The 16411-nt window shown below is 74.8% G+C and carries 19 protein-coding genes; 9 read left to right on the top strand and 10 right to left on the bottom strand.

Translation table 11 applies throughout. The annotated features are described in order from the left end of the window. Positions 1-34 precede the first annotated feature (34 nt). A complete protein-coding gene (locus ACTJIY_RS01105; protein WP_440673084.1) occupies positions 35-250 on the top strand; it encodes a hypothetical protein in 216 nt (71 codons plus the stop codon). A 13-nt stretch (positions 251-263) separates the two neighbouring features. Here the strand turns inward: ACTJIY_RS01105 and ACTJIY_RS01100 are convergent, their stop codons facing one another. After that, a complete protein-coding gene (locus ACTJIY_RS01100) occupies positions 264-764 on the bottom strand; it encodes a hypothetical protein (RefSeq protein ID WP_353709241.1) in 501 nt (166 codons plus the stop codon). Between the two features lie 437 nt (positions 765-1201). Here ACTJIY_RS01100 and ACTJIY_RS01095 point away from each other — a divergent pair, with 437 nt between their 5' ends. Both ACTJIY_RS01095 and ACTJIY_RS01090 read left to right on the top strand, forming a co-directional pair. After that, positions 1202-2815, top strand: coding sequence for an ABC-F family ATP-binding cassette domain-containing protein (locus ACTJIY_RS01095; RefSeq protein WP_440673085.1), 1614 nt, complete (start codon positions 1202-1204; stop codon positions 2813-2815). A gap of 90 nt (positions 2816-2905) precedes the next feature. Next, positions 2906-3697, top strand: a complete 792-nt coding sequence (locus tag ACTJIY_RS01090; RefSeq protein ID WP_440673086.1) for a hypothetical protein — start codon at positions 2906-2908, stop codon at positions 3695-3697. A 7-nt stretch (positions 3698-3704) separates the two neighbouring features. On the opposite strand, the gene ACTJIY_RS01085 is transcribed toward ACTJIY_RS01090, so the two are convergent. The 4 genes from ACTJIY_RS01085 to ACTJIY_RS01070 are packed head-to-tail and all read right to left on the bottom strand — an operon-like array spanning position 3705 to position 6382. Next, positions 3705-4244 carry a hypothetical protein gene (locus tag ACTJIY_RS01085; RefSeq protein WP_353709238.1) on the bottom strand — a complete coding sequence of 180 codons (540 nt, stop codon included), beginning with the start codon at positions 4242-4244 and terminating at the stop codon, positions 3705-3707. A gap of 34 nt (positions 4245-4278) precedes the next feature. Further along, positions 4279-4680: a hypothetical protein gene (locus tag ACTJIY_RS01080; RefSeq protein ID WP_440673087.1), complete on the bottom strand. Its 402-nt coding sequence runs from the start codon at positions 4678-4680 to the stop codon at positions 4279-4281. A 7-nt stretch (positions 4681-4687) separates the two neighbouring features. After that, complete coding sequence (locus ACTJIY_RS01075) at positions 4688-5566, bottom strand: RNA polymerase sigma-70 factor (protein WP_440673088.1); 879 nt, start codon at positions 5564-5566, stop codon at positions 4688-4690. 57 nt (positions 5567-5623) lie between these two features. After that, complete coding sequence (locus ACTJIY_RS01070; RefSeq protein ID WP_353709235.1) at positions 5624-6382, bottom strand: SDR family oxidoreductase; 759 nt, start codon at positions 6380-6382, stop codon at positions 5624-5626. Positions 6383-6515: 133 nt separating this feature from the next. Between ACTJIY_RS01070 and ACTJIY_RS01065 the strand changes: the two genes are divergently transcribed. The 3 genes from ACTJIY_RS01065 to ACTJIY_RS01055 are packed head-to-tail and all read left to right on the top strand — an operon-like array spanning position 6516 to position 8488. Continuing rightward, positions 6516-7112: a GNAT family N-acetyltransferase gene (locus ACTJIY_RS01065; protein WP_440673089.1), complete on the top strand. Its 597-nt coding sequence runs from the start codon at positions 6516-6518 to the stop codon at positions 7110-7112. 33 nt (positions 7113-7145) lie between these two features. Further along, complete coding sequence (locus ACTJIY_RS01060; RefSeq protein ID WP_440673090.1) at positions 7146-7652, top strand: VOC family protein; 507 nt, start codon at positions 7146-7148, stop codon at positions 7650-7652. Between the two features lie 20 nt (positions 7653-7672). After that, positions 7673-8488: a MerR family transcriptional regulator gene (locus ACTJIY_RS01055; protein ID WP_440673091.1), complete on the top strand. Its 816-nt coding sequence runs from the start codon at positions 7673-7675 to the stop codon at positions 8486-8488. Between the two features lie 111 nt (positions 8489-8599). On the opposite strand, the gene ACTJIY_RS01050 is transcribed toward ACTJIY_RS01055, so the two are convergent. Next, positions 8600-9016: a VOC family protein gene (locus tag ACTJIY_RS01050; RefSeq protein WP_253049561.1), complete on the bottom strand. Its 417-nt coding sequence runs from the start codon at positions 9014-9016 to the stop codon at positions 8600-8602. A gap of 138 nt (positions 9017-9154) precedes the next feature. Here ACTJIY_RS01050 and ACTJIY_RS01045 point away from each other — a divergent pair, with 138 nt between their 5' ends. Beyond that, complete coding sequence (locus tag ACTJIY_RS01045) at positions 9155-10147, top strand: helix-turn-helix transcriptional regulator (RefSeq protein WP_440673092.1); 993 nt, start codon at positions 9155-9157, stop codon at positions 10145-10147. A 77-nt stretch (positions 10148-10224) separates the two neighbouring features. After that, positions 10225-12468 (top strand): DUF262 domain-containing protein, encoded by a 2244-nt coding sequence (locus ACTJIY_RS01040; RefSeq protein WP_440697214.1) that lies wholly within the window; start codon positions 10225-10227, stop codon positions 12466-12468. On the opposite strand, the gene ACTJIY_RS01035 is transcribed toward ACTJIY_RS01040, so the two are convergent. Continuing rightward, entirely contained in the window at positions 12458-13333 is an 876-nt protein-coding gene (locus ACTJIY_RS01035; RefSeq protein ID WP_440673094.1) for a helix-turn-helix transcriptional regulator, read from the bottom strand. The genes ACTJIY_RS01040 and ACTJIY_RS01035 overlap by 11 nt on opposite strands. 101 nt (positions 13334-13434) lie before the next feature. On the opposite strand from ACTJIY_RS01035, the gene ACTJIY_RS01030 reads away from it, so the two are divergent. After that, positions 13435-14199, top strand: a complete 765-nt coding sequence (locus ACTJIY_RS01030) for an SDR family oxidoreductase (protein WP_440673095.1) — start codon at positions 13435-13437, stop codon at positions 14197-14199. A 33-nt stretch (positions 14200-14232) separates the two neighbouring features. Here ACTJIY_RS01030 and ACTJIY_RS01025 read toward each other — a convergent pair whose 3' ends face one another. From ACTJIY_RS01025 to ACTJIY_RS01015, 3 genes are read right to left on the bottom strand one after another with little or no spacing between them, the layout of a single operon-like run. Next, positions 14233-15030 (bottom strand): SCO1664 family protein, encoded by a 798-nt coding sequence (locus ACTJIY_RS01025; protein WP_439157414.1) that lies wholly within the window; start codon positions 15028-15030, stop codon positions 14233-14235. Positions 15031-15071: 41 nt separating this feature from the next. Next, positions 15072-15620 carry a DUF3090 domain-containing protein gene (locus ACTJIY_RS01020; RefSeq protein ID WP_253049571.1) on the bottom strand — a complete coding sequence of 183 codons (549 nt, stop codon included), beginning with the start codon at positions 15618-15620 and terminating at the stop codon, positions 15072-15074. A gap of 55 nt (positions 15621-15675) precedes the next feature. Then, positions 15676-16395, bottom strand: a complete 720-nt coding sequence (locus ACTJIY_RS01015; protein ID WP_253049573.1) for a histidine phosphatase family protein — start codon at positions 16393-16395, stop codon at positions 15676-15678. Between the last annotated feature and the right edge of the window lie 16 nt (positions 16396-16411).

Below are 16411 nucleotides of genomic sequence, written 5' to 3'. Positions count from 1 at the left end.
GTGACCAGCACGAACGGCGCCGAGGCACCGAGGCGTGCCCGCCTCCGGACGGATCACCCGCCTGGAGGAGTCGCTCGACGTCCAGGAGGACGCCGCGAGCGGGGTAACCCGGTTGGTCGCCGCCGTGGAGGCGCTCCAGGACGGCACCGCAGCAGCCGCGCGGTCGACCTGCACGCGCGTCTGGGTGCGCACGGGCGAGGGCTGGCGCGTCCTGGCCGCCACGCTCGCTCCCGCGGCCGACCCTGCCTGAACGGGCCATCGCGTCACCCGCCGGTGAACATGGCGATGGTGAGCGGCGCGCCGACCGCGTCGCACGCGTCGCCGAGGTCGCTCGCGGCGGCGTCCCACTCCGCGGAGCGCACGCCGGTCGGCTCCGCGGAGGCCCCGGAGGCGACCGGAGCGGCCGCCTGCAGCTCGCCGATCGCCGTCTGCACGGCGCTGTCCCCGCCGGAGGGCAGGCGGTCGAGCACGCGGGTCGCCAGCCGGTACCAGCCGTCGTGCTCCTGCGCGTCCATGCGGCCGTCGGCGAGGGCGACGTCGGCGTTCTCCACGATCGTCAGCACGTCGCCGAACGCGGTGCAGAGGTCCGCGTCGTCCGGGGCGCCGCCCTCCGGCGCGACGCCCGGCGAGTCCGCCTGAGCCGCGGCACCGGACGGGGCCGCCTCGACCTCCCCTGCCGAAGCCCCGCCGCCGGCGCTGCAGCCGCCCATCGCCGCAGCGCTCAGCACCACCGCCGAGAGCGCTGCCCACCGTCGTGCTCGCATCCGTGCCTGCTCCCCGATCTCGACATCTGCTGGGTCCGACGTACGGCCGAGAGTCTGCCGCCGTTCCCCCCTCGACGCGAGGGTGACACGCGCGAGCAGGCCCCGCCGCCGAACCCGGGATCGCTCCCCGCCGGACGTCGCGGGTGAGGAGGAAGCCCGGGCTCGTGCGCGCTCGGGATCGTGCCCACGCCTCGCCGACAGGCGGCGCTGATAGCATCGGCACGTGCTCATCGAGGTCGACAGACTCTAGCCGCCGAGCCGTCGGCGGCCCGTCCCAGCGCACCCTCTCGCCCCGGCTCCGTGACGGAGTCTCCCCGGGCGACCCCTCCTGGCTCTCGCCGAGGCCTCGTCGTGCCTGGACCCGCCGCACCGCTCCGCGCCGCCCTGTCCTCCCCCGGCACGACCTGCCCGCGCCACGCGGGCCCGAGGAGCTCCTCATGTCCACCCTGCACCGCTCCGCGGTGACCCTCACCGACCTCACGTTCGAGTGGCCCGACGCCACCGTCGCGCTCTCGCACCTCACCGGCACGTTCGGCGTCGGCCGCACGGGCCTCGTCGGCGACAACGGCGCCGGCAAGTCCACCCTCCTGCGCCTGGTCGCGGGCCTGCTCCGCCCGACCGCGGGGCGCGTCACGACGACCGGAGACGTCGCCTACCTCCCCCAGACCCTGACGCTCGGCCGGGACGCGAGCGTCGCGCGCCTCCTCGGCGTCGACGGCACGCTCGCCGCGCTGCGCGCGATCGAGTCCGGCGACGTCGACGAGCGACACTTCGACGCGGTCGGCGACGACTGGGACGTCGAGGCGCGCGCCACGCAGGCGCTCGCCGAGATCGGGCTCGACGGCGTGGGCCTCGACCGGCGCGTGGGCGAGCTGTCCGGCGGAGAGTCGATGCTCGTCGCGATCAGCGGGCTGCGCGTGCGGCGCAGCGCGATCACGCTGCTCGACGAGCCGACGAACAACCTCGACCGCGGCACCCGCGCGCGGCTCGCGGCGCTCGTCGACGACTGGCCCGGGACGCTCGTCGTCGTGAGCCACGACCTCGACCTGCTCGAGCACATGGACGAGACGGCGGAGCTGCACGCCGGCCGCCTCACCACCTTCGGCGGACCGTACAGCGCCTGGCGCGACCGGCTCGAGGCGGACCAGGCCGCCGCGGCGCAGGCCGCGCGGACGGCCGAGCAGACGCTGCGGGCCGAGAAGCGCCAGCGCGTCGAGGCGGAGACCAAGCTCGCGCGCCGCGAGCGGACCGCGCGCACCGCGCAGGCGAACCGCACGGGGTCGCGCATCTCCATGGGGCTGCGCGCGTCCGCCGCGCAGGTGTCCGCGGGCTCGATGCGCCAGGGCCTGGACGCGAAGGTCCAGGCCGCGCAGGACGCGCTCGACGCCGCGGCGGCCCGCGTGCGCGACGACGAGCACGTCCACCTCGTGCTCCCCGACCCGGACGTGCCGCGCGGTCGCCGCCTCGCGGAGCTGCACGGGACGAACGAGACGGTCGTCGTGCAGGGGCCGGAGCGGGTCGCGCTCGTCGGCGCCAACGGGACCGGCAAGACGACGCTGCTGGAGAACCTCCTCGCCGGGCGCGCACCGGAGCCGGGACGCGCGGGCGGCACGCTGCTCACGGACCGCGTCGGCTACCTGCCCCAGCGCCTGGACGGGCTCGACGACGCCCGCAGCGCGCTCGAGAACGTGCGCGACGGCGCACCGGACGCGGCGCCGGGGACGATCCGCAACCAGCTCGCGCGCCTGCTGCTGCGGGGGTCGAGCGTGGACCGCCCGGTGTCGACGCTGTCGGGCGGCGAACGGTTCCGCGTCTCGCTCGCCCGGCTCCTGCTCGCCGAGCCGCCCGCCCAGCTCCTCGTGCTCGACGAGCCGACGAACAACCTCGACGTGCGCAGCGTCGACCGGCTCGTCGAGGCCCTGTCCGGCTACGCGGGCGCGCTGCTCGTCGTCAGCCACGACGACGGCTTCCTCGGCCGGCTCGGCGTCGACGTCGTGCTCGAGCTGGGCGCGGACGGGACGCTCCACCGCGTCCCCGGACCCGGGCGCTGAGACCCGGCCGGGGCGTCCCGCTCGCCGGGGCGCCCCGGGACCGGCGACGATGGGCCGACAGAGCGTCGGCCGCGCCCGGGAGGTGCACCCGTGGACTGGTACACCGAGCACGTCGTCGACACCGGGCGCGCGCCGGCCCTGTTCGCGCTCGCGGGGTTCGTCGTGACGTTCGTCGTCGTGCGGTCGATCACGCGCCGCATCCGCGCGCGCCGCGAGGCGGGCCCGCCTCCCCCTCCCGGGCCCGGCCCGGCCGCACGGCCCCGGCGTGCCCTGCTGGGAGACGTGTCCGTCGGGGGCGTCCACGTGCACCACCAGGTGTGGGGCATCCTCCTCGTGCTGCTCACGGGGATGCTCGAGTTCCGGTACTCCCCCGGTCACCCGTGGTCGGAGGTGCTCGCCCTCCTGTTCGGGGCGGGCGCCGCGCTCGCGCTCGACGAGTTCGCGCTCTGGCTGTACGTCGACGACGTCTACTGGTCGCAGGAGGGCCAGCGCTCGATCGACGCGATCCTCGTGGGCGGCGCGCTCGGCGGTGCGCTGCTCCTGTCCGCCTCGCCGATCGGCGTCACGGCCGACGGCTCGCAGGGTGGCTGGCTCGCGTACACGGTGACCGTCGTGGTCCACCTCGCGCTCGCGTTCGTGTGCATCCTCAAGGGCAAGCTCGCGACGGGCCTCGTCGGGATCGTCGTCCCGGTCGTGGCGTTCGTCGGGGCGGTCCGCCTCGCCAAGCCGACCTCGCCCTGGGCCCGACGGCGGTACGCGCACCGGCCCCACCGGCGCGCCCGCGCGCAGGCACGGTTCGGTGCGCGGTACCGGGCGCGGTGGGAGCGGGTGCGCACCCTCGTGGGCGGTCGCACCGACGACGACCCGCCGCAGACGACGTAGCGCGGCCTCAGGCCAGGCCGGGCGCGTCCCGCACGACGGCGGCCATCGCGGCCGTGGCGGCGGCGTCGTCGTCCGCGTACGGCCAGTCCGGGCTCGTGGCGCGCGCGTGGTCGTTGAGCGCGCCCAGCACGTCGAGCGCCCGGGTGCCCACGGCGCGGGCGTGCGGCGTGAGGCCGCCCCGGATCTTGAGCTGGCCGAGCACGATCGCCACCTGCGCCCGCGCCTCCGCCGCGAGCGCCGCCTCGTCGAGCGCGCCGGAGCGGAGCCCGTCGGACGCGGCCTCGCGCCCGGCAGCCCAGACGTCCTCCGGCACCCCGAGGTCCCAGGCCGCGAGGAGGCCGTCGACGAACGCGGGCAGCGCGTCGTCGCGCCCGTCGGCCGCGTACCACTCCTCGAGGTCCCGCAGCGCGTCGTGCCCGGAGTCGTTGCCGAACGGCGAGAAGTCCTCGCCCTCGTCGTAGAACGGCTCGGGCGCGAGGGACACGAACGCCGGGTGGCTCGTCGCGGGTGACAGGCCCTCGTCACGGTCGTCGAGGTAGAGCGTCATGGAGCGACACTAGACCTCTGCCGGCTCAGGCGCGTCAGTCGCGGTTCCACCGTTCGAGCTTGGGCGGGCTGAGCACGACCCAGGCCTCGGAGACCCGGTCCGACCGCACCGCCACGCTCACGACCCCCGTCACGACGCCGTCGTGACGCACGACGAGGCCGTCCGCGCCGTTCACCGAGCACACCGCGACCTCCACCCCCGGCCCCGGTCCCAGGACCCGGCACAGCGCCCGCGCCGTCTCGTCGCCGCCCTCGGCGGCACCGGGGGTCGCGTCGTCGCTGCCGGCGGCGTCGACCCACAGGGTCGCGGCGGGCGCGACGAGGGCGCGCACGGCGTCGCGGTCACCCTCGCCCGTCGCACGGCGGAGCGCGGCGACGACGCGAGCGTGCTGCGCCCCGGCCCCGTCCGGCCCCCTCGACCCGTCTCGCTGCGACATGCCGCGCCTACGCGGAGACGGCCGCGAGCTTGTGCGCGTTCATCATCCACAGCACGCGGTCGATGCCGTCGGCGGTGGCGCGGACCGTGAGCACGGCGAAGAGCTCCCCGTCGCGCGAGAGCGTGACGGCCGGGCGGCCGTTGACGTCGGCCGGTTCGACGTCGACGCCCGCCCAGAAGCGCTCGGCGAACGCGTGGTGGTACTTCGCGACGCGCGGCCGGCCCACGACCGGGAACTTCGAGGCGCGGACCGCTCCCCCGCCGTCGGAGTAGGAGACGACGTCCTCGGCGAAGAGCTGCTCCAGGAGCGCGACGTCACCCGCCTTCGCGGCGGCGACGAACGCGGTGAGCAGGCGGCGCTGGGCCTCCGGAGCGACCGGCGCGTGGCGCTCCTCCCCCAGGTGACGGCGCGCGCGGCTCACGAGCTGGCGCACGCTCGCCTGCGAGTGCCCGACGATCTCCGCGATCTGCTCGTACGGGTAGTCGAACGCCTCGCGCAGCACGTACGCCGCGCGCTCGGTCGGGGTGAGCTTCTCCAGCAGCATGAGGAGCGCGACCTCGAGCGCCTCGCCCCGCTCGGCCCCGAGCGTCGGGTCGGCGCTCGTGTCGACGGGCTCGGGGAGCCACGGTCCGATGTACGTCTCGCGACGCACGCGCGCGGACTGCGCGACGTTGATCGCGAGCCTCGTCACCGTCGTCGTGAGGAACGCGTCGGGGTTCCGCACCGTGGAGCGGTCGTACGTCTGCCAGCGCACCCATGCGTCCTGGAGCACGTCGTCGGCCTCGGCCGCGCTCCCGAGGATCCGGTACGCGATCCCGAAGAGCCGTCGCCGCGCCGCGCTGAACTGCTGCTCCGCCTGCGCCAGGTCCGTCGCTCGGTCGTCCACGCCCGCCATCCTCGTCGTCCCCCGCATCGTCGGCACCACCGGCCCGTCCGCCCGGCGCTACCGCGCCGTCACCGACCGCTGCCGGCGCCAGTCGGCGAGCCGGGTGCCGCCGACCACCGCGCCGGCTCCCGGGACGAGCGAGTCCTCGGCGAGCGGTGCGCCGAAGTAGCGCGCGTCCGGGTCGGCGACGACCTCGCGCGGGTCGTCGAGCGACGCGAGCGTGGTCCGCACGAGCTCGTCGAGGCGGAACTCCTCAGGACCCGCGACCTCCACGATGCCGCGCACCGGCGTCCCCGTGGCCACGTCCGCCACCGCGACGGCGACGTCGGCGGCGGCGACCGGCCGGAACCGCACCGGTGCGAGGTGCACGACGCCGTCCTGCGTGGCGCCGTCGGTGATCGCCTGGAGGAACTCGAAGAACTGCGTCGCGTGGACGATCGAGTACGGCACCGGCGAGCCCGTGATCAGCTCCTCCTGCGCGATCTTCGCGCGGAAGTACCCGCTCTCGGCCAGGCCCTGGGTGCCCACGACGGAGAGCGCGACATGGTGCCCGACGCCCGCCGTCGCCTCGGCCGCCAGGAGGTTGCCCGTCGAGGTGCGGAAGAAGTCGAGGACCGCCTGGTCCTCGAACGAGGGCGAGTTCGAGACGTCGACGACGACGTCGGCGCCCTCGAGCACCTCGGCGACGCCCTCCCCGGTGAGGGTGTCGACGCCCGATCCGGGCGAGGCGGGGACGGCCTCGTGGCCGCGGTCCCGCAGCACGGTGACGAGCTTCGAGCCGATGAGCCCCGTACCGCCGATCACGACGATCTTCATGGTGTCCTCCTGTCGCTGGGTGCGGCACGTGCCGCCCTGTCACCCCTGTCGACCGGACGCCCCCGCCGCGTGTGACACGTCCCGGCGGCAATCTGCTCGATCCCCGTCCGGGTGGCGTGCCAGGGTGGTGCCCATGGCCGACACCACCGACGTCCGTCCGGACGCCCTCGACCGGGTCGCGTGGCCCGTGGCGACCCCGCGCCTCTCGCTGCGCCGCGCCCGGCCCGAGGACGCCGACGCGCTCTTCGCCTACCGGAGCCTGCCCGCGGTGGACCGATGGCTCTCCCGGCGGTTCGCGAGCGTCGAGGAGTGGCGCGTCCACCACGGCGAGCCCGACCGGCTCGCGACGACGCTCGTCGTGGAGCACGACGGCGAGGTCGTGGGCGACCTCTACCTCGCGGTGCGCGACGGCTGGGCGCAGCAGGACGTCGTCGACCGCCCCCGACCGGACGAGGCGGAGATCGGCTGGGCGTTCTCGCCGTCGCACCAGGGACGCGGCTACGCGACGGAGGCCGTCCGCGCCCTGCTGCAGGTGTGCTTCGAGGACCTCGGCCTGCGGCGGGTCGTCGCGAACGCGTTCGCGGACAACGAGCCCTCGTGGCGCCTCATGGAGCGCGTGGGCATGCGGCGCGAGGGCGTGGGCGTGCGCGACTCGCTGCACCGCGACCTCGGCTGGGTCGACGGCGTGACGTACGCGCTGCTGGCCGACGAGCCGCGCGACGGCGCTTGACCCTCACGCGGCGTCAGGGCGCACGCTCGCCGCATGACCGACACGTACCCCGCCTTCGACCTGTCCCCCGTCCCCGCCCCCGGGCCCGACGCCGTCGCCCCCGAGCCGTTCCGCGGCATCTACGGCATGCCGCAGTTCGTCACCGTCCCGACGGCGGACCTCGCCGCGTCCGTCGACCTGTGGACCCGCGGCCTCGGGTTCTTCGACCTCTTCTCCGTCCCGGGCGGCGTCGTGCACCTGCGGCGCTGGGCGTTCCAGGACGTCCTGCTCGTCCCGGGGACGCCCGCGCCCGGGCCGAGCGCGCTCACCGTCAGCTTCTCGTGCGTGCTGTCGCAGCTCGACGGGATCGTCGCGGCGTGCGAGGACGTCTCGCCCGGGAGCGCGACCGGTCCCCGCGAGATGCCGTGGGGCTCCGTCGAGGTCGAGGTCCGCACGCCCGAGAACACGCGAGTCGTCATGACCGCGGCGCGACCGTACGACCCCGACAGCGACGCCGCGCGGTTCCTCGACGGCATCGGGATCGAGGCTCCCCGGTCGTGACCGCTGAGACACTGGGACGCGTGACCTCGGACCCCCGGCCTCGTCGCGTCGGCGACGCGCTCACCGTCGGCGACGCGGCGGCCGCGGTCGGTGTCACCGTGCGGACGCTGCACCACTGGGACGCCGTCGGGCTCGTCCGCCCGTCGGCGCGCACCTCGGCGGGCTACCGGCTGTACGCGCCGACCGACGTCGCGCGCCTGCGCCGGGTCGCGGCGTACCGCGAGCTCGACGTCGCGCTCGAGGACATCCCCGAGCTGCTCGACGCGCCCGGGGACGACGCCGTCGATGCCCTGCGCCGCCACCGCGCGCTGCTCGGCGAGCGCATCGCGCGCATGGAGCGGACGGCGCACGCGCTCGACCGGCTCCTCGACGCCCGGGAGCGCGGCCTGCTCCTGACCCCGGCGGAGCAGGTCGCGCTGTTCGGCGAGACGTGGGACCCGGCGTGGCCCGCCGAGGCGCGCGAGCGCTGGGGAGACACCCCGCAGTGGGCGCAGTACGCGGAGCGGTCCGCCGAGCGGTCGCTCGACGACTGGCAGGACCTCGCCGACACCGTCGCCACGCTCGAGGCCGACCTCGCCGCCGCGTGCCGGGACGGCGTCGAGCCGACGTCCGCGCAGGGTCTGGCCCTGGCCGAGCGTCATCGCGCCTCGATCGGCGCGCACTTCGACTGCCCCCCGGCCCGGCACGTGTGCCTGGCCCGGCGGTTCGTCGAGGACGAGGGTTTCCGGGCGCACTACGACGGTCTGGCGCCCGGCCTGGCCACGTGGCTCCGCGCCGCGGTCGAGGCGAACGCACGCTCCTGCGGCGTGGACCCCGCGACGGCCGCCTGGGACTGACGACGGCAGAACCGGACACGATCCGCCGCCGTCCGCCACGACGCGTGCACGCGGCGCGCCACGCCGCGGCTGCGGCCGGAGCGCCCGGGCGAGGGGCGCCCCGGCCCCGGGTCAGCGGCTCGCCGCGACGTCGAGCACCCAGGTCACGCCGAACCGGTCGGTGAGCATCCCGTACGCGGGCGCCCAGTCGGACGACGCCAGGGGCGCGACGACGGTCGCCCCGTCCACGAGCGCGTCCCAGTAGCCGCGGACCTCCTCGACGTCGTCGCCACGCACGGAGACGAAGAACGGTGCCTCGCCCGGGCTCCAGGGGCGTCCCGCCGGGACGTCGTACGCCATGACGCGGAACCCGCTCGGCGCGCTGACCTGGCCCCAGACGACGAGGTCGGCCTCGCCCGGGTCCGGCGCCTGGCCCAGGTCGCCGTACGTGGTGAGGACGAGGTCGCCGCCGAACACCGAGCGGTAGTGCTCGAGCGCGGCGCGGGCGTCGCCGCGGAAGTTGAGGTGCGGGGTCGTCTGGACGGACATGGTGTCTCCTTCGGGTCGGTCGTCGGGGTCGCGGGTCGCGGCGCCCGAGCTCCCCGGGCTCGCCGCCCGGGCTCATGACGACGACTCTTCCGGCCAATGCGGGCGGATAGCGTCCGCATGGTGCGCGAGCATGGGGGCATGACCGAGACGTCGCGCCGGACCCTCCTCCTGCTCTCGCTCCTCCAGGCGCGCCCGGACCGGACCGGCCCCGAGCTCGCGCACCGGCTCGGCGTCGACCCTCGGACCGTGCGCCGCGACGTCGAGCGCCTCCGCGACCTCGGTTACCGCGTCGTCGCGACCCGCGGGCGCGACGGCGGGTACCGCCTCGACGCGGGCGCGGAGCTCCCGCCCCTGCTGTTCGACGACGCGCAGGTCGTGGCGCTGGCGGTGGCGCTGCGGACCGTCGCGACGAGCGGGTCCGGGGACGCGATCGCGGAGGCGTCGGTGCGGGCGCTCGCGACCGTGCGCCAGGTGCTGCCCGCGCGGCTGCGCCACCGGGTCGACGCGGTCGACGTCGTGCCGGTGCCCGCGGGGCCCGGCCGCTCCACGCCCGCCGTCGACCTCGACGTGCTGCTCGCGGTGAGCACCGCGGTGCGCCGACGCGAGGTGCTGCGCCTCGACTACGCGGCGCCGGGCCCTACGGGTGAGCACGACGGCCAGGCTGCTGCGCCCGCGGCGCCGCGCCGCGTGGAGCCGCACCACGTCGTCGTGCGCGACGGGCGCTGGTACCTCCTCGCGTGGGACCTCGACCGTGACGACTGGCGCACGTTCCGCCTCGACCGGACGACGCCGCGCGTCCCGACCGGGCCGCGCTTCACGCCCCGCGAGGTGCCGGGCGGGGACGCCGGCGCGTTCGTCGCGGCCCGGTTCGCCGGCTCCGGGCGGGCGCCCGCCCCGGGCTGGTCGTGCAAGGGGTGGGTCGAGCTCGCCGCGCCCGCGCCCGCCGTCGCGCCGTTCGTCGAGGACGGCACGGTCGAGGCGCTCGGCCCGGACCGGTGCCGGGTCGTCCTGGGCTCGTGGTCGTGGGTCGCGCTCGCCGCCCGCGTCGCGGCGTTCGACGCCGACGTCCTCGCCGCCGGCCCGGGCGAGCTCGTCGCGGCGTGCGCGACCGTTGCCGCACGGCTCGGGTGAATGCCGGACGGTCGCGACGAGGGCTCATGACTGCCCGGTCAGCCAGGCCCGGCTGACCGGCCGGAGGGCAACGACGGATGCGACGACTCGCGGGCGCGCCCGCGCCGTGGGCGTGCCTGCCGCTCACGGGCGCCGGCGATCGGGCCCGCCCGCAGGTGAGCGCGTCGTGTGGCACCATGCCAGCGGTCCCGCAAGGCGCGAGGGCCGCTGCCTGGAGGTCGACCGTGGAAGCTCATCCTCGTCCGCTCAAGTCCGTCTTCCGATCCGACGTCCGCCTGACGGTGCCGCTCTTCCAGCGCCAGTACGTGTGGAACGTCGCCGACCAGTGGCTCCCGCTCTGGCAGGACGTCCAGCAGACACAACGCCGGTTCGAGCTCGGGGATCTCACGCCCCACTTCCTGGGCGCCGTCGTCCTCCAGCAGAAGCCCGCCAGTCTCGGCAGCCTGGACCTCCGGGAGATCATCGACGGGCAGCAGCGTCTGACGACGCTGCAGCTTTTCATCACTGCCGTCCGAGACCTTGCCGAGCACCGGTACGGGGACACTCGGCTCGCCCGGCGACTGACCAGACTGGTGGAGAACGACCAGGACTTCGTGGAGCGCCCCGACGAGGAGTTCAAGCTCTGGCCCACCAACAGGGACCGCTCCGCGTTCAGGAGCGTGCTCTCCGGCGATCACGTCGAGACACCGTACGCCCAGTCGCTCTCTCGCCCGGTCCAGGCGTACACGTGGTTTCGCGACCACGTCGCGGAGCACCTCGACCGTACGGGGAGAACGCCGGGGGAAGCACTCGCTCGCCTCGCCGACGTGATCACCGACGGCCTTGTCATGGTCGTCATCGACCTCACCGCGGACGACGACGCTCAGGTCATCTTCGAGACTCTCAACGCCCGTGGGACGCCGCTCCTCGCGGCAGACCTCATCAAGAACCACATCTTTCGCACGCTCGAGAGCGCGGGTCGTCCGGTGGAAGACCTGTACGCCACGTACTGGCGCCCACTCGAAGAGCGCGTCTGGGACGAGGACGTCCGTCAGGGCAGACTCGTGCGCAAGCGTCTTGACGTCTTCATGAACTACGTCCTGACCGCCCACCTGCAGCAGGAAGTCCTCTCGCACGACCTCTTCTCGACCGTGCGGACGTATGTCGGCGGTGACGCTGGCCGGGCCGTCGAACTCCTCGACGTGATCCGCGCGTACTCGAGCATCTACCTCGAGACGGAGGCCACCGTGATCGGCACCGCACAGGAGCAGCTAGCGCTGAGACGCCTGCGGATCGCCGACACGACCACGGCGACGCCCCTGCTGCTCTGGCTTTTCAAGAACACCGGAGGCGCAGAGCGAGAGCGCGCCATCGCGGTGATCGAGTCGTTCATCGTCCGCCGAGCCATCTGCGGCTGGTCGTCGTCCAACTACAACAGGATCTTCCTCGAGGCCCTACGTCGGGTCAGCTCCGGCGAACGCCCTGTCGACGCCGTGATCCAGGAGCACCTGGCGGGGCTGGGTTCCGGTTCCGGGTATTGGCCGCGAGACCACGATCTAGAGCAAGAGCTGCCGACTCGTACGCTCTTCAAGCGACTCAAGCGCGAACAGCTCCGACTGCTGCTCGAGGCGCTCGAAGACGCGCTGACGACGCGGTACACCGAGGCTCGTCCCCCCGGTACCAAGCTGTCGGTCGAGCATCTTCTTCCTCAGGCCTGGCGCTCCAGCTGGCCCCTCCCCGACGAGCAGGGCGACGACGCCGTTCGCACGGTGAGCGAGCGACGGGACGGCCTGCTCCACACGCTGGGCAACCTGACCCTGGTGACCGGGCCCCTCAACAGCTCGATGTCGAACGGCTCGTGGGCCGCAAAGCGTCAGCACCTCATGCGCTACTCGGCTCTCACGCTGAACCGGACCCTTCCCGTGGTCTGGGACGTCGAGGAGATCGAGGAGCGCGGGCGGACGCTCACGCGTGCGGCCTGTGAGATCTGGCCCGCGCCGCCGCCGATCAGCGACACGGTCACGCCCGACCTCGCGACGACCGAGCGGGCGTCGGCAGACGAGCTGGCCATCGCAGGAGTCGATCCCTCGGAATCGGCACGACCGGTGCGCACAGCGCGTGGCGATATCGCGGCGCACATCGACTTCGCCTTCGCCGACCGCGCTCCCGGCGACTTCCTGACGATCCATGAGATCAGCAAGGTCCCCTCCCCGGCATACCCCGACAAGGCGCCGTCCCAGGGAGCGATCGCGGCGAGGCTCTTCCCGGACGGTCGTCCGTCGACGGTTCCGGGCGTGCGGCCGGACAGGCGCGACGGCGTCAGAGGTGCTGTCAAGGTCTGAGTGTCGTGGCGCTCGGTGTCGAACCCGCGGCGAGGTCCTGCGTGCCCAGCACGCCGAGCAGGCGGATCCGATCCACTGCCTCCGTGCCCGGTGCCGCCGTCAGCACGAGCAGCACCTGCTGCTGGTCCTCCGTCAGCAACGCCTGGCAGTCGACCTCGATCTCCCCCACGACCGGGTGCACGAGGACCTTGTGGTCGACGAAGCGTCGCGCGACCTCCTGCCGCTCCCAGAGCTCGGCGAACTCAGGGCTCGTGCGTCGCAGCTCGCGCACCAGCCGCCCGGCACGCGAGTTCCGGCCGAGCACCGCGACCGCCGAGCGCAGGCTCGCCACGAGCGCGCGCCCCTGGCGTTCCCTGTCGTCCTCGGGATAGATCGTGCGCGCCGTCTCCGGGTGAGCGAACCACCGGTAGATCTCGCTGCGGTCCCACCCCGTGTACGCCGTCGCGTCGCCGTAGAGCGCACGGGCCAGGTCGTTCTGCGCGAGCGTCTCGCCGAGGGGGTTCAGGATCAGCGCCGGGGTGTCGCCCAGCCGGTCGAGCACGCGCTGCAGCGCGGGCGCCACGTGGCCGGGGTCGGTCGCCCGGTCGGGGACCCCGTGCCCGGCGACCCGGAAGAGGTAGTCGCGCTCGTCGTCGGACAGGCGCAGCGCTCGCGCAATCGACGCGAGCATCTGGGTGCTGGGCTGCGGGCCGCGCTGCTGCTCCAGGCGCGTGTAGTAGTCCGTCGACATGAGCGCGAGCTGCGCGACCTCCTCGCGGCGCAGCCCCGGTGCCCGACGGCGCAGCCCCGGCGGGAGGCCGACGTCGCCCGGCTGCAGAGCCTCCCGGTGGCGGCGGAGGAAGTCGGCGAGCGCGGCGCGGTCCATGCGTCCCATCGTCCGGGGCGCGCGGCGCGCGTGCCAGGGATCGCCGGTCCCCCGTTCACCGGACTCTGCCGCGCGCGTCGCCGCGCGCCCAGGATCGAGGCATGGACCTCACGAACAGCACCGTCTTCATCCCCGGCGCGACGAGCGGCATCGGCCTGGCGCTCGCCGTCGCGCTCCACGAGCAGGGCAGCACCGTCGTCGTCGGCGGCCGCCGCACCGCGCTGCTGGAGCAGATCGCGGCCGAGCACCCCGGCATCGACACCGTGCGCGTCGACACGACCGACCCGGAGAGCATCGCCTCCGCCGCGAAGGAGGTGCTCGAGCGGCACCCCGACCTCGACACGCTCGTCGCCATGGCGGGCATCATGCGCGCCGAGGACTGGCACCACCCCGAGGGGTTCCTCGACACCGCCGAGGAGATCGTCACGACGAACGTGCTCGGGCCGATCCGTCTCATCGGCGCGTTCGTCGAGCACCTGCAGACCCGGCCGCGCGCGACCATCGTCACCGTGTCGTCCGGGCTGGCGTTCGCCCCGCTCGCGGTCACGCCGACGTACGACGCGTCCAAGGCCGCGATCCACATGCTCAGCGAGGCGCTGCGGCTCCAGCTCGCGGACACGAGCGTCGACGTCGTCGAGCTCGTCCCCCCGTCGGTGGCGACCGACCTCATGCCCGGCCAGCGCGAGAGCGCGTTCGCCATGCCGCTCGACGAGTTCGTCGCCGAGGTCGTCGAGCTGCTGCGCACGCAGCCCGACGCGCACGAGATCCTCGTGGAGCGCGTGAAGTTCCTCCGGTACGGCGAGGCCCGGGGCGACTACGACGAGGTCGTGCGCGTGCTCAACGCCTCGGACCCGCACGGCCGCTGAGCCGCGGGACGTCGGGCGCGTGCGATCGGGAGGTCAGAAGAGCGGCCACGGGACGGCGGGCATGCCGCCCGACGGCGCCGGGAACCGTGCCGCCCCGAGCAGGCGGTCGCAGCGCTCGGCGAGCGCGGTCACCTCGTCGGGCGCGAGGAGCTCCGCGAGCCGGCGGCCGAGAGCACCGTCGGGGTCGGCGCCGCCGCCCGTGCCGAGGCTCGCGCGCACGCGCTCCACGCCCGCGAGCTCGTCGGCGTCGAGGCGCTCGCCGAGCCAGCCCCAGAGCACCGTCCGCAGCTTGGGCTCGACGTGGAAGGTGACGCCGTGGTCGACGCCGAGGCGCCGCCCGTCGGGCAGCGGCAGCACGTGCCCGCCCTTGCGGTCCGCGTTGTTCACGACCGCGTCGAACACGGCCATGCGCCGCAGCGCGGGTGTGTCCTCGTGGACCACGCTCACCGGGCGGTCCTCCTCGTCGACGCCCTCGAGCACCGTCCGCACGCCGTCCGGCGGGACGTCGCCCGTCGGGACGACGTCGACCGGCGACTGCGTCGCGTCGACCTCCTGCCAGAGCTGGACCATGCCCGGACCCAGCGGGCCGTCGCGCAGCCACGTGCGCGGCACGATCCCCCAGCCGAGCGACTCCGAGACGAGGTACGCGGCCACCTCCCGGGCCGCGAGGGTGCCGTCCGGGAAGTCCCACAGCGGCTTCTCCCCCGCCACCGGCTTGTACACGACCGAGACCTCGCCGACCCGGGCGAGGAAGGTCGCGTTCGACGCGGCACGGATGCGTCCGACGACCTCGAGCGGCGCGGTGTCGAGCGGCGTCGTGTCGGGCGGCATCGCGTCGAACGGCGTCGTGTCGACGCCGTCGTGCGGGGACGTCACGCCTCGTCGGGCAGCGCGCACTCGTGCCCGTCCGGGTCGACGGGCCGACCGCAGCGCGGGCACGCCGGTCGCCCGGCCTGCACGACGGCGCGCGTGCGCTGGGCGAAGGCGCGCGCCGTCCCGACGGGCATGCGGATGAGGAACGACTCGGCGGGCTCGGGCTCGTCCGCGTCGGGATCGAGCTCGTCGTCGTCGACGAGCGGGAACGCCTCGACGACGACCTGCGCCGTCCGGGGGTCCCAGCTCAGCCGCATCGACCCGGTGCGGAACTCCTCCTCGACGGGGAGGTCCAGCGGGTCGTCGTCGACGAGCTCGGCCGCCACGTCGACGGGGACGCTGTACCGGTTGTCGGGCGCCTCCATCAGCTCGTCGAGCAGGCGCTGGATGGTGTCCGCGAGGACGGCGGACTGCTCCTTCTCCAGGGCGACGCTCGTCGTGCGGGTGCCCGTCCGGGCCTGGAGGTAGAAGGTGCGGGAGCCGGGCATCCCGACGGTTCCCACGACGACGCGGTCGGGCCAGTCGTGCTCGTGGACGAGAGGGGGCATGACCCCACTCTACGAGCGCCCGCGCGCGACCCGCCGGGTGGCCGCGGGTCGGATGTCAGGACGGCTGCGGCTCGCTCGCGCCGTCGTGCCGCGCCGGGCCCGCGCCGCCCCCGACCGGCGCGTCGCCGACCGGCGCCGCCGTGGCGAGCCACGAGAGGTCGCCGGAGTCGGTGTTCACGGCCACCACCTCCGGGCGGTGCGGCCCGTACCGGACGATCGAGATCGACGCCGGCCCGACGACGATCCGCTGGAACAGGTCCAGGTGCGTCCCGAGCGCGTCGGCGAGCACGGACTTGATGACGTCCCCGTGCGACACCGCGGCCCACACGGCGTCCGCCCCGTGACGCGCGGCGACCTCGGCGTCGTGCCGACGGACGGCCTCGACGCCCCGCGCCTGCATCGCCGCGAGCGACTCCCCGCCCGGGAACACGGCCGCCGACGGCTGCGTCTGCACGACGGACCACAGCGGCTCCGTGGCCAGGTCCTTCAGCGCGCGACCCTGCCACTGGCCGTAGTCGCACTCGGTGATGCCCTGCTCGGTGACGGACTCCGGCGTGGCCGCCTGGCGGTCGAGCAGGGCCTGCGCCGTCTGCCGGCACCGCTCCAGCGGGCTCGTCACGACGCGCGCGAGCGGCACTCCCGCGACGCGCTCGGCCGTGCGTGCCGCCTGGTCGCGACCGACCGCGTCCAGCCGGACCCCGGCAGACCGCCCGGCGAGGATCCCCCCGGCGTTCGCGGTGGTGCGGCCATGACGGACGAGGAGGACGGTCGGCATGCCCTGAGCGTAGGCG

The organism is Cellulosimicrobium sp. 22598 (assembly GCF_052044445.1).
GTDB classification, from domain to species: domain Bacteria; phylum Actinomycetota; class Actinomycetes; order Actinomycetales; family Cellulomonadaceae; genus Cellulosimicrobium; species Cellulosimicrobium cellulans_G.
This window is presented reverse-complemented; position numbering and strand designations above follow the sequence as displayed.

Coding starts and splice junctions, on each gene's coding strand:
- ACTJIY_RS01100 (WP_353709241.1), bottom strand. CDS start 764: ATGCGAGCACGACGGTGGGCAGCGCTCTCGGCGGTGGTGCTGAGCGCT.
- ACTJIY_RS01095 (WP_440673085.1), top strand. CDS start 1,202: ATGTCCACCCTGCACCGCTCCGCGGTGACCCTCACCGACCTCACGTTC.
- ACTJIY_RS01085 (WP_353709238.1), bottom strand. CDS start 4,244: ATGACGCTCTACCTCGACGACCGTGACGAGGGCCTGTCACCCGCGACG.
- ACTJIY_RS01080 (WP_440673087.1), bottom strand. CDS start 4,680: ATGTCGCAGCGAGACGGGTCGAGGGGGCCGGACGGGGCCGGGGCGCAG.
- ACTJIY_RS01070 (WP_353709235.1), bottom strand. CDS start 6,382: ATGAAGATCGTCGTGATCGGCGGTACGGGGCTCATCGGCTCGAAGCTC.
- ACTJIY_RS01065 (WP_440673089.1), top strand. CDS start 6,516: ATGGCCGACACCACCGACGTCCGTCCGGACGCCCTCGACCGGGTCGCG.
- ACTJIY_RS01060 (WP_440673090.1), top strand. CDS start 7,146: ATGACCGACACGTACCCCGCCTTCGACCTGTCCCCCGTCCCCGCCCCC.
- ACTJIY_RS01050 (WP_253049561.1), bottom strand. CDS start 9,016: ATGTCCGTCCAGACGACCCCGCACCTCAACTTCCGCGGCGACGCCCGC.
- ACTJIY_RS01045 (WP_440673092.1), top strand. CDS start 9,155: ATGACCGAGACGTCGCGCCGGACCCTCCTCCTGCTCTCGCTCCTCCAG.
- ACTJIY_RS01040 (WP_440697214.1), top strand. CDS start 10,225: ATGCGACGACTCGCGGGCGCGCCCGCGCCGTGGGCGTGCCTGCCGCTC.
- ACTJIY_RS01035 (WP_440673094.1), bottom strand. CDS start 13,333: ATGGACCGCGCCGCGCTCGCCGACTTCCTCCGCCGCCACCGGGAGGCT.
- ACTJIY_RS01030 (WP_440673095.1), top strand. CDS start 13,435: ATGGACCTCACGAACAGCACCGTCTTCATCCCCGGCGCGACGAGCGGC.
- ACTJIY_RS01025 (WP_439157414.1), bottom strand. CDS start 15,030: ATGCCGCCCGACACGACGCCGCTCGACACCGCGCCGCTCGAGGTCGTC.
- ACTJIY_RS01020 (WP_253049571.1), bottom strand. CDS start 15,620: ATGCCCCCTCTCGTCCACGAGCACGACTGGCCCGACCGCGTCGTCGTG.
- ACTJIY_RS01015 (WP_253049573.1), bottom strand. CDS start 16,395: ATGCCGACCGTCCTCCTCGTCCGTCATGGCCGCACCACCGCGAACGCC.